This window comes from Chengkuizengella marina (genome assembly GCF_009910845.1).
GTDB lineage: Bacteria > Bacillota > Bacilli > Paenibacillales > KCTC-33759 > Chengkuizengella > Chengkuizengella marina.
Genome location: NZ_SIJB01000065.1, coordinates 1 through 12504 on the forward strand (window position 1 = coordinate 1; position 12504 = coordinate 12504).

At 30.6% G+C, this 12504-nt stretch carries 11 protein-coding genes; 6 read left to right on the plus strand and 5 right to left on the minus strand.

The genetic code is table 11. The features are described from left to right. Window positions 1-66 precede the first annotated feature (66 nt). A complete protein-coding gene (locus tag ERL59_RS19965; protein ID WP_160647996.1) occupies window positions 67-492 on the minus strand; it encodes a universal stress protein in 426 nt (141 codons plus the stop codon). Window positions 493-588: 96 nt separating this feature from the next. Beyond that, a complete protein-coding gene (locus ERL59_RS19970) occupies window positions 589-768 on the minus strand; it encodes a hypothetical protein (protein ID WP_160647997.1) in 180 nt (59 codons plus the stop codon). A 274-nt stretch (window positions 769-1042) separates the two neighbouring features. Between ERL59_RS19970 and ERL59_RS19975 the strand changes: the two genes are divergently transcribed. The 3 genes from ERL59_RS19975 to ERL59_RS19985 are packed head-to-tail and all read left to right on the plus strand — an operon-like array spanning window position 1043 to window position 6685. Continuing rightward, window positions 1043-2167 (plus strand): glycosyltransferase family 4 protein, encoded by a 1125-nt coding sequence (locus ERL59_RS19975; protein ID WP_160647998.1) that lies wholly within the window; start codon window positions 1043-1045, stop codon window positions 2165-2167. Window positions 2168-2192: 25 nt separating this feature from the next. Then, window positions 2193-3482 (plus strand): metallophosphoesterase family protein, encoded by a 1290-nt coding sequence (locus tag ERL59_RS19980; RefSeq protein ID WP_160647999.1) that lies wholly within the window; start codon window positions 2193-2195, stop codon window positions 3480-3482. After that, window positions 3422-6685 carry an AAA family ATPase gene (locus ERL59_RS19985; protein ID WP_160648000.1) on the plus strand — a complete coding sequence of 1088 codons (3264 nt, stop codon included), beginning with the start codon at window positions 3422-3424 and terminating at the stop codon, window positions 6683-6685. The genes ERL59_RS19980 and ERL59_RS19985 overlap by 61 nt, the downstream gene beginning before the upstream one ends. Here ERL59_RS19985 and ERL59_RS19990 read toward each other — a convergent pair. The 3 genes from ERL59_RS19990 to ERL59_RS20000 form a co-directional block, all read right to left on the minus strand. Continuing rightward, entirely contained in the window at window positions 6676-7434 is a 759-nt protein-coding gene (locus ERL59_RS19990; protein ID WP_160648001.1) for an SDR family NAD(P)-dependent oxidoreductase, read from the minus strand. The genes ERL59_RS19985 and ERL59_RS19990 overlap by 10 nt on opposite strands. Window positions 7435-7493: 59 nt before the next feature. Next, window positions 7494-7739 (minus strand): hypothetical protein, encoded by a 246-nt coding sequence (locus tag ERL59_RS19995; protein ID WP_160648002.1) that lies wholly within the window; start codon window positions 7737-7739, stop codon window positions 7494-7496. 380 nt (window positions 7740-8119) lie between these two features. Then, window positions 8120-9403, minus strand: a complete 1284-nt coding sequence (locus ERL59_RS20000; RefSeq protein WP_160648003.1) for a helix-turn-helix domain-containing protein — start codon at window positions 9401-9403, stop codon at window positions 8120-8122. A gap of 389 nt (window positions 9404-9792) precedes the next feature. Here ERL59_RS20000 and ERL59_RS20005 point away from each other — a divergent pair, with 389 nt between their 5' ends. The 3 genes from ERL59_RS20005 to ERL59_RS20015 all read left to right on the plus strand — a co-directional run bounded on the left by ERL59_RS20005 (window position 9793) and on the right by ERL59_RS20015 (window position 12437). Further along, window positions 9793-10743: a hypothetical protein gene (locus ERL59_RS20005; protein ID WP_160648004.1), complete on the plus strand. Its 951-nt coding sequence runs from the start codon at window positions 9793-9795 to the stop codon at window positions 10741-10743. A 282-nt stretch (window positions 10744-11025) separates the two neighbouring features. Beyond that, complete coding sequence (locus ERL59_RS20010) at window positions 11026-11544, plus strand: hypothetical protein (RefSeq protein WP_160648005.1); 519 nt, start codon at window positions 11026-11028, stop codon at window positions 11542-11544. Window positions 11545-11942: 398 nt separating this feature from the next. Beyond that, the gene (locus ERL59_RS20015) at window positions 11943-12437 is read left to right on the plus strand and encodes a site-2 protease family protein (RefSeq protein WP_160648006.1); all 495 of its coding nucleotides are present in this window, start codon (window positions 11943-11945) and stop codon (window positions 12435-12437) included. The last annotated feature ends 67 nt before the right edge of the window (window positions 12438-12504 follow it).

Sequence of the window (12504 nt, forward strand, 5' to 3'; positions counted from 1 at the left end):
ACTTGACAGGGGGCAGTTCACTTCTTGGAGTCTGGTTGTTTTTTTATTCATAAGATAAAATACGGACTATTTCACGATCATCACTGGACAATGGGCATCATGTGCTACTTGATGGCTCACACTTCCCAAAAACATTTCACCAAGAGAATTTAAACCTCTGCTTCCAATGATAATTAGGTCAAAATTTCCTTTATTTGCTCTTTCTACAATTTCAGTAGGAGCTTCTCCTAAAGCCACTTCAAACAAATATTCCACCTGTTCATTTTTAAATTTTTTCTCTACAGAATGTAAAATATGATGTGCTTCTTCTTTTAAAATGGCTTGTACATCAAAGTTTGAATGAATTAATTTAGCTCTCGATGGAGCTTTTGATGCCACATGAAATATTGTAATTGTAGCATTAGAAAGTTCTTTGATTAAATCAATAGCTGAATCTGCTGCACGTTTAGCATGTTCTGAACCATCAATCGCTAACATGATTTTATTAAACATATTTGTTGTCACCTTTATCATTTGATAACGTAATTATATCTAATTTCAGTCCCGTATACCATATATTACAAGATATAGTCAAAGAAAATTCACGCTTTACAATTTGATTTCACTTTTCCTATTTTTTATCACCATGATAAATTGTTTTAACTTAGATAGTACATTCATTTTATTATGATTATTACTTAGGTTTTGAAGAAAATGTTGCTGTAACTGTTTGTTTTCTTCTTTAAGTGAGGATAATGCTTGTCTTCTGTATTTGGATTCAAATAACATATAAAAACAGCCTCCTTGGTTTACGAAATGTTGTAAACGCTTTCTAAGTAACCTTTTCATTATCTTAGATGATTTAAGAATAAATGTAAAGGTAAAACCAACTTTGTAGGAACATATATTCTAAATTTATGTTAAAATAACAAAGTAGATATAGAAATCGAGAACAGTATACAATTTTTTGTAATATAATATTAGAGGATGTTCAGTAAGGGGATTTAGTTTTTTTGAACATTTTTGAACAACAGATAGAGAAAGCTTAGTGGGAGGATCAAGTATGAAAATATTACAAGCGATGTTTTTTCCTCCAGAGCAACCTGGTGGGGTTTCATCTATGGTTCCATACATTCAAGAAAACTTTAATAAATTAGATTGGAATATGGAGATTTTTTATTTACCAAAACGAATTCGAAATAAAGGAATCGATGATGTGGAATTTACCACATTTGATTGGAAAAAACATGAGGGTAGTGTAATTGTAGATAAGTATATACAGACTCTGAAAGATTATATGTGGTGGACTAAGTTGAGGCTTCAAGAATCCTACGATTTGATTCACGCACATCATCCTATAGCAGGATTAGTGATGAAAAAATGTTTTCCTCAAACCCCCGTAATTATAACCATTCATTCAAGTTATGAAAAAGAACTTTTGTTAAACCATAAAATTTCTCAAGATAGTTCAGAGCATCAATTTTTTACCTCCATTTACCGTGAATTAGAATCCCATTTAGATGGTATGATTACGGTCTCTAAATCGTTTAAAAACTATTTATCAACATTTGTTGAAAATAAGGATTGGATTGAGGTTATATATAATGGTTATGATTTTGACCGTTTTCGTCCAATTACCCATGATAATAACATACCGCAAATCATTTCATTATGTCGCTTAGTTCCTGCCAAAGGGTTGGATATTCTATTAGAGGCTTGTGTTCAGTTGAAAAAAAGAGGTCATTCATTTGTCCTGCATATCATTGGAGATGGACCGATTAGAAAAGATTTGGAGATTATGGCAAAGGAAATGGATGTGTATGAAGAGATTATTTTTTACGGTTATATGCTTCACCCTGAGGAGTTTATCCCTTTTTATGATATCTTTGTTCTCCCTTCAAGAGCAGAAGCTTTCGGATCAGTGTTTGCAGAGGCAGCTTTATCACAGCTTGCCCTAGTTGGAACAAATATTGGAGGAATTGCAGAGCAAATTGATCATGGTAAAAATGGTTTATTGGTACCTGTGGATGATGTACTCTCATTAACAAATGCACTAGAAGAATTAGTTACCTCACCTAATTTTCGAAATAAACTTGCTAAAAATGCGTGGGAAAAAGCGAAAACAGAATATTCTATCACTAGAGTGATTGATCAGCTAAAAACCATTTATCTAAAACATGTGAATTAAGAAGATTAGGAGGCGAGGGATTCATTTGAAGTCATTTCGATTTATACATGCAGCAGATTTACATTTGGACAGTCCCTTCAAAGGGTATATGAACATTCCTTCTGAGGAAATCACATCATATATTAAAAACTCTACTTTTATCGCACTTCAAGCTATGGTAGATTTGGCAATTAGAGAAAAAGTTCAATTTATCGTTTTGAGTGGGGATATATTTGATTTGGCAGACCGCTCATTACGTGCACAAATTCGTTTTCAAAAAGAGATGTTGAAGTTAGGGGAATACAACATTCAAGTTTTTATTATTCATGGCAACCATGATCCAGAAGATGGCAGCAGAGCAGATTTACAATGGCCAGATCATATACATTTTTTCCCATCCAATCAAGTTGAAATGATACCTGCCTATGACACAAATGGACAAGAAATAGCTCATATTTATGGAATTTCTTATCCTACTAAATCTGTAACCAGCAATCTAACAAAAAAATTTAATATAACAGACGTGAATCAATATAATATTGCCTTATTACATACAAATTTAGATGGTAACCCTAATCATGATAATTATGCACCTTCACAAAAAGAGGATCTTTTACAATTAGCGGTGAATTATTGGGCATTAGGACATATTCATTCAAGACAAATCGTACATGAAAACCCACATATTGTGTATCCAGGTAATATACAGGGTAGAAGTGTTCGAGAGTTAGGTGAAAGAGGATGTTATATTATAGATGTGGATGAGACGAAGGCAACACGTTTAACCTTTGTCTCATTAGAGGCAGTTCGTTGGATTCATCATAAAATAAAGATTACGGATTTAAAAAATGAGCAGGACCTTAAAAATATAATTGATAAGCAACTGAAGATTTTGGAAGAGGATAAAGAATATAAACCAACTATTGTTCGGTTTACATTTGAAGGTCATGGTCCATTACATCATTTTTTAAATGAGAATATAAATATAAAAGAATTATTGTTAGAGTATCAGGAATACACGATAGAATCGTTAAAAAGTGATCAATTTTTTGTATGGATTGAAAGTTTTAAAGTAAATACAAGTCCTGAAATTTCAAGAGATCAATATATGGATGATTCACACTATTTAGGTGACTTATTACGTATTTCTCAACATCTATTAAATGATTCAAAAGAGCTTCAAGATTTTAAAGAAGAAGCTTTGTTTTCTATGAAGTCACATCTGAAAGCAGGAAAATATCTTAGAGAGATGGATTCCGAACAGCAGAGAACAGAATGGTTAAAGAGAGCAGAAGAACTCGTTCTTTATCTATTGCTAGAAGAGGTGAAATCATGAGAATCAACCAACTACAGATGGATGGCTTTGGTATATTTAATCAACGTCATTTTGAATTCAATCAACCGGTTACTTTATTTTATGGTCCTAATGAGGCAGGGAAAAGTACAACGATGGGTTTTATTCGGAATATGTTATTTGGTTTTCCTACTAGAGTCCATTTACAACAAAGGTACGAACCTGTAACTGGAGGATTACATGGCGGACACATACAACTTGAGGATGATTCTGGAGAAAACATTAGAATTGAAAGATTTCATGGAAAGAAAGATACCATTTACACTAGTCATGGAACTATATTAACTGAACAAGAAATGCAGCAGCGTCTAGGTGGGATTTCAAAACAGTTATTTCTTGATTTATTTGCCTTTAGTTTATCTGAACTGCAAGAGATGAGCACCTTACAATCAGAAGAAATGAGCAGTTATTTATTTCATTCAGGTATGGGTATACATGCAAATCGGATAATGGAAGCAGAAAAGAAACTGATCGGGGTAATGGATAGCTTATTTAAACCTCGTGGTAAAAATCAGCTAATCATCCAACAATTAAAATCGTTGGAAACAATAGATCACAAATTAAGAGAAAATAGGGGAGACATTGAAAAGTACAATGCCTATCAACAAACTTTAATTCAGATTCATGATGAAATCCAATCCGTAGAACTTTTTATAAAAGAAACACAAGATCAACTAAAGTGGCTTAACATTTGTCTAAAAGTTAGAGAGTTATGGATTAGAGAGCAAGAGATTATTGAGGAATTAGATCGATTACCTAAATTTCAGCACTTTCCAGTGGATGCAAAAATTCGCTATGAAAAACTTGTGGAAGTTCAAGAAAACTTAAAAAGAGACTTAAATCGTTTACTTTCAAAAAAAAGAAACTTACACGAAGAGATTCAAAAATTAAATCCGAATAAAGTATTGATAAATTCATTACCTCAATTAGATTTGTTAAATGAACAATTGGGAACGTACGAAAATGACAAATCCTTAACGTATGAATTGAAAATTGAAAATGAACAATTGAATGAAAGATTACACAACAGTTTGAGAAACATTAATGAAAGCTGGACCGCAAATCAACTGAGATCTTTTTCAACTTCTGTAGCAGTTAGAGAAAAAGTCCTGCATTATAAATCGTTATTACAAGAATATCAGACAGAAAAAGAAAAGTTAAAGGTTGAGTTTGAGCAGTTAACTGGAAAGATGGAAACGGACAAGCAGTTAATAGAAAAAATGAAAGTATTCATTGCCCCACTGTTAAAAAAGAATCATCAAATCTTAGCTGAAATGAACATGAATAATTCCCATCAGTTGCATACAATGATTGCTGAATTAAAGATGGAAATGAACAAACTTCAACTTTTGGAAAAAGAGCTTCATTTATTAAAAACAAGAAAAACGGATTTGCTGGAAAACATAGATTTGTTAAAAATAATGAATAAAGATGGAAAAAATAAAAGTTTACTTTGGATTTTGCTCAGTTTAAATATCATTATTCCACCTCTTTTATATATAAACGATATGAAAATTTTTGCCTGGATTAGTTTTTTTAGTATATTAAGTATTCAAGGTGTATTTTATTATATTTCTAAAAATAGCAAATCAAATCATAAATTAAATGAGTCTATAAATAAAAATCAAAAATCCTTAAACGAAATTCAACAGGAAATGAGTCATAAAGAGAAGTTATACTCAAAAACAAAACAATTGTGCAACCAATATCAAATGAATTTCTCAGCACAAAAAGAAGTTGCCATTTCATTAGAATCCTCTAATTTAGGACGAAATTTAACCACTGAAGATGAGGTAAATTTAAATGGGCTTTTAATGATATTAGAGCAACAAAGTAAAGAAGTAGAACAAAATGATATTCAAATTAAACAGACTGAAGCAGAAATTGAACATTTAATGAGTGGTATACACTTATTAAAAAATACAAGTTTGGAAAAAAAGGATTTACTCGATCAGAAAGAACATGAAATCAAACTTCTTTTACAAAAATGGAAACATTGGTTATCTCAAGTTGAATTAGCTGAGGATCTATCACCTGAATCTGTTTTAGAAATATTTCAACAAGTGGATCAAGCGATGAATGTACTTACAAATATAGAAAAAAATGAAGCAAAAATAAAACGTATGGAAGAAGTTTTTGAAAACTTTGAAAGTAAAGTAAATGCATTTGTTCCTTATGAACAAGGATACGGCATTGGACAAGCTTTAAGACAAATGAGGATAGAAGCAAAATTACAAGTAGAGAAAAATAATGAGAAGAAAAATGTTTTAGTGCAATATGAGGAAGTGACTGATGAAATTGATAGACTTCGAGATACTTTAAAGCAAATAGATGATAAAATATTTCTTTTATGGAACGAAGCCCAAGCTTCTGATGAAGAGTCGTTTTTATCAAATATATATACTCACAATCAGAGGAATAACCTTGAGCAAGAATTACGAAGCGCTCAATTTTCTCTTCAAAATTGGGTAGGAGAAGAGCAGCTGCAAAAGTTGGAGTTAGATTTAAAGCAAAATCATGCAGCAGAGACGATGACGGAAACAAAAGATGAATTATCCGCTCAACTCTCAGAAATGCAAACTCGTCTAGCTGAATTAAGAGACCAAAAAGGAAGAACAAGTCATCAACTTGAAAAATTGGAATCGGATATGAATCACGCTGAACATCTACTTGCTTATGAAGGAGAATTAACAAAGGTGAGAGAACTTTCGGATCAGTGGGCTGTTCATTCGTTTGCATTCCATTTAATTAAAAAGGCAAAGGCAAAGTATGAACAAGAACGTCAGCCAGAAGTATTAATGAAAGCATCATCTTACTTTGAAAAAATGACGTATGGAGCTTTTCGAAGAGTAATGGTCCCTTTTGGTGAAAAACGAATGATTGTGGAAAGAGAAAACGGAGCACAGTTAGAAACCTCTTATTTGAGCAGAGGCACAGCAGAGTTATTATATTTAGCAATGCGTTTTGCTCTTGCACATGAATTTGGGAAAAAAGTAACTCTTCCATTAATCATGGATGATATATTTGTAAATTTTGATGGGGATAGACTGAAATCTACCTTGTCGGTTTTAAATGAAATTTCCAACCATCATCAACTCATCCTGTTCACATGTCATGAACATATTCGTGTAGAAATGAATGATATGTTTTCTCAGATTCAGAATATACATTTAAATCATGCATAAATCATTTTGATCGTCATACCGCCGTCAATGACTAGGTTTTGTCCAGTAATAAAACCTGATTTATCTTCCGCAAGGAACAAACATGCGGCTGCAATGTCCTCTGGTTTTCCAACTCTGCCTACAGGATGTTGCAGTTTATCTTTTTCTGTGTGAAAAGGTTCTTCAGCATCCTTTGAAAATAACCAATCACGAGTTTCAATCCAGCCTGGACTAATGGCATTGACTCGAATGCCGTATTCCCCCAAACTGACCGCCATAGCATGTGTTAATGCCAAAATTCCACCTTTTGATGCTGAATAAGCTTCTGTATTTTTCTCTGACATCAGAGCTCGTGTTGAGGAAATATTAATAATGGATGTGTTTTGTTTATGTATCATACGTTTAGCAAACTGTTGTGAACAATAAAAAGTGCCTCGTAAATTTACGGATAATACTCGATCAAAATCATTCAATGAACATTCTAATACTGGACTGTTTTTTTCAATTCCAGCGTTATTCATGAGAACATCTGGTACACCCATATCTTCTATAGTTAGGTTTACCCACTTTATAATATCTTTCTCATTCGCCATATCAGTAGGAACAAACATCGCTTTTCCGCCTAATTGTTGAATAAATTTTATAACTTCAATTCCCGCTTCTTTGTTTGTATCCGCAATAGAAATATAGTATCCTTCTTTTGCAAATGAAATGGCTAGTGCTCTTCCAATACCTTGTGCTCCACCTGTAATCGCTGCTATCCTTGGCATATCATCCACCTCAGATTGTTTTTATTCCATTATATAGTAATCTGAAATGTTTACAAAGTTTATGACCAAGTTTCGATCACAGTAGGATGAATATCATGTTGGGATTCTAATCTATTTAATTGTTTTGGAACCGCATCACGAACTTCTGATAAGGTATCCTTAATATACACAAAGGGTGAAGGTTCATTACGATCATAGAGTCTAGCGACGTATTTTAATGGATGATCATTAGGATTTTGAGATATAACAATCATAGGGATTTCACATACGTGTATAGAAAATTTACTTACTTGTACATTTTTCATTATTTTCACATTCCTTTTCAGTTTAATCATAATTTTATTTTAAAATAATTTGACTAAATTACTTTAAATAAAATTTTTAAACAAAATTGGAAAAATTTAAGTGAAAATAAGCAAACTTTTTATCTTAATTTGGGGGAATGAGCATTGAAAATATATTCTGTCAAAAAAAAGAAACATAAACTATAGAGTTATATGTTTCTTGCATTGATCTATCTTTATTTTTATTTCTATTTTTTATGTAATTTATTATTGTAAGTCTTTCGTTACTACCAACCTGGATCAAATTCAAATAAAGTTTCTACAGGCATGATACCTGATAAAAGAAGAGCAATGATTATTAATGACTTGATGAATTTCATTTTTATTCCTCCTCTCTTTGATTAATTTAAAGTCTTCACTTTGTAATCATGATAAGTTTCTAGTTTCTTAATAGTTGAAAAAACATCCATAGCTTCTTTGTTTTGTGTATGTATGTTCATAATTAGCCTTAAACATTCACTTTCTTCGGCAATATGGTCTACCTTGGCGTATCCTGATGCTGCTTCCAAATAACAATTAATCCCTTCCTCTGTTCTTTCCGTTAGGATGTAGTAATCTCCTTTAAGTCTGAAATAGCGAGCTAATCCAGACTTTTTAATTGGTGTAACATATGTAATAGAGAATATTTTTTCTTCTAGTTGAATTAACTCATCAATTATCGATAGATTATTGGTCTTCAAGTGTAGCGTGAATAAAAGATTTACAACATGCAACAAAGCATTATCCCCACAATCTCGAAGGTTCTCTTGAAGTAATGATATAGCTAGTTGATGACTTCCATTAGCTAAATGTAACATTGCTTCTATCCCATTTACATTGTCTTTGACTTCCGGGAGTGAGAATTTCTTATATTTAGCCAAATATTCTTTTGTTTGTTTATAATCACCTAAGTGGTAGTAACTATTACATATAGAAAAAATCGTGTTAGCCTTCATTCTAGTATCACAAATAGTTCCATGTAATGCTTTTTTACCCATATCTAAACTTTCTTTAAATAAACATAAATTGTAAGCATGAACTGATAATTTATAGTACATCAAACCTTGCTCTTCACTTGTAAGGAAATCCTCAAAAAACAATAGACCTTTGCCAGATGCATACGTTGAGCGAAGTTTTGTGAAATCATCTCGTTCAATCAAATAGGTTTGCAATAAAGCTTTGGCGATATAAGGCATGATTCCATGTGCTCGTGAGTAATCAATAATTACTTGATAAAGAGCAAGTTTAATAGAAGGCTCATCAATTTTTGTTACTGTATCATAGAGCTTTTCTATTAAATCTACGCTGTCTTCAAAAGGTGATTGAAGGGCTTTCATAGCTACTTTTGTAATAATATAATTTTTTTCTAGGTAAATTAATTTCTTTAAAATAGCGAATAAAACTTCAGCTCTCTCTTCGATCTCTATATATCTCTCGATCATTTTTTCATAAGGAATGTTTAATACAAAACCAATTTTTTGAATCGTTACCAAGGTAGGACGTTTAACTTGTCCTGATTCTATTCTAGATATGCTAGCTTTATCTACATTAGTTAATTGTTCTAATTGTACTAATGTCATTTCTGCCTGTTTTCGATAATGTCGAATGAGTTCCCCCAATGATGAACTTTCTTTGGTGGTAATCATTCATTTCCACCCTTTCCTAGTAAACATATAATTTAAAGGAAAACCTTGATAGGTTAAATTATGTAGAAAAAACAAATATAAAGTAATTTCTTGTAAGTATTTGTTATTTAATAGCATATCATTGGATTGAAAAAATTTCAATATACATTCGACCTTTAGAGAAACAAGTTTGTAATTATATTGTTGTTAATATGTTTGCACTATGGTGGTGAAGTATTATTAATTTTTTGGGGAATAAAGAGATAAAATGATTTTTGGAAGGGGGATTGTGAATTTATAAGATTGACTAAATAAAAAGTTGTTTGGAAGTTGGTTGAAGAAAATGAAATTATGGGTAAAAAAATTTATTTACAAGGTAACTAAAATAAGATAGCTAGGAGATGATTTAAATGAAAAAGTTTAGTATTGTTTTCATATTGTTTGTACTTATGATGTCATCCGTTGTTAATGCACAGACAAACAAGTCAATTAACAATGGGAAATTATCGGAAGAAGAGCAACAACTACTTAACGAAAGATCAGATGAAATTAGAGATTACTTTTTGAAAATTGAAAAAGAGAAAGCAAAATTAGATAAGTTGAAAGATAAGAAAGAGAAGATGAGTAAAGAAAAAAATAAAAACAGCTTAGATTTACTAAATTTAGATATAGAAATTGAAAATGCTAGTAATGCGGTTGCAAAGTTAACAGAAAGTCATGAAGATTATGGACTAAAAAAAATTAAGAAAGTAAAAAAGAAGGATAGTGTAAGTATCCTAGAATCTTCAGCTGCTGATTATAGAATAACTGAATTACAATTGTTTTATGATGAAAGTGTTGGAAAATATCTACTACATTCTGCAGGTAACTTTACAAACGATGATTGGAAAGAGGATAAAAGCCCATATACCAGTGGTTATGGGAATGGTTGGAAAGACTTAGGTGGTTATGATGGATATGGACTTTATTCTATGCATGAAGATATTAATACTTACAATCGAGAATTCCATACAATTCATTATGAAGATAATTCAGAATCAATAGATTGGTCAAACAAAGCATCTAACATTCCTGATGCTCGAGGATATGCTTGGAAATATCAAGATGAACTTTATTTAGAAGGGGGAGGTTCTGTTTTTGCAAATTGGAAAGATTATAATAATTATAGACAATTAGGTTGGTATTATTTTTCTTTTGTTGATAGTGATATGTCTGGAAAAGAATTAGGCTTCAAAGCTATATTTGGACATACATGGAGTAGTACAACCATAAACGGTATTTCATATCCTAATGGTGTTTCATTTACAACTACTAATAATTCATGGGACGATGGTTATTCCGATAGTTTCATTATACCATAAATAATATCTGAGAGATTTATTTTCAGCTTTATACTAACTAAAAGGATTGAATTGGTTCAGTCTGAGTGATGAATAACTCAATTCTGACCAATTCTTTTTGTTGTTTTTTGGAATTTAGTTTCACTGCATTAAAAAATAATTAGTATATTTTTTGAGTCATGCATTTTAAATAATTAACATAATACTCTAGAATATATGTTGATTTGTATATAATTAATAATATGGTAAAATATTGTAGTGTGTGATTTTATTTAATTATTTACTTGGAGGTGTTAAATTTACATGAATAAAATAAAAAAAATACTTATATTTGGGCTTGTTATTATATTTATTGTTTTATTCATTAGACATCAGATGGTAGATGATTTATATATGATGAAAAGAAATACTGGTGGAAATTCCCCTTTAATATCAAACAGTCAAACAAAAATTAATCTTGATACAAATATAAGATTATATCTCATTTCTGATTTAATTGGAAATTTACATTATTTTTTGTTCGATGGAAGGAAATTAGTATCTACTAGTATCATTTGTAATTTAAAGAATATTGAAAGCAATACAGTTTATAGAGATGTTTATTGGGCTTACTTTGAAGATCCTGGTGTAAATTCTATTTTTACGGGAGTCATCATAAATAAAAATATTGATAAAATATTGGTAAAAGATTTGAAAGAAGAAGATATAAGTTATATTGAATACAGAGGATATAAGTTATTTTATAGTAGTAACGAAATTGAATCAATTTTGATAAAGGGATTATCTCCTACAAACGAAATAGTTTATAAGAACTATAACTAGAAAGATAGTTTTATCATACCACTTTTTAAATTATAAAAAAATACTTTTGAAATAGTAGTTTATGTGAATCAGATAGGATAGGAACATCTTACTTTTATTTAGTTTCAGTTTACACTCAGAGAATTCTAAAAAATTGTATCACAGATATTTACTAGAGATACAAGAGGTTTTTAATCTAGGTTTGAATGATATTATTAAAGTGATAATGGAGTTGGAGAAATTATACAAAAAAATGAGGTATTTCTTTTTAGTCAGTAGAAAATCAGATACTTCATATTATATTGAATTAAAAGGGATCATATCGAGTATTTCATCATTAGAAAATACAATGTGGCATGAAATTTATGATTTTTGGTCAAATAAAATGGAAGAGATGAAAATAATTTATGGATGATCTTTTGAAGGTACTAGTAACTTTTATTCTAATTATTACTGTGTATGCCCCTATTGCAACATTCATTCATGAACTTGGACATGCCTTCGTTGCCTTATTTAATACAAACAAAGAAATAAACATAAAATTAGGAAAAGGAACTAGATCTTTAAATATGACTTTAGGTAGAATTAAAGTTATGATTTACCCATTCAGTGGTTGGTCTGGAATTACTTATGTTGAACACTTTAAAAATTTAAATTACAAAATCATATTTTATTTATCAGGACCAATCTTTTCAATTGTTTTAAGTTTAACCTGTTATAAATTATTAGACATGACATCAAATATGTATATATTAAATTATTCTCTTAAACAAATCATGGTTTGTTCGTTATTGCAATTCTTACTTACCATCATTCCTATGAGATATAATAATTTCACAGGGGGTGGGTATGCAACCAAAAGTGATGGTCTGAGAATAATGGAGTTATATTTAGACAAGAAAAGAAAACATTAAGTTACGATCAATTATGTTTTCAGTCCTTAATATTTTCATAATGAAATATTTTATTCTCTGACTCACT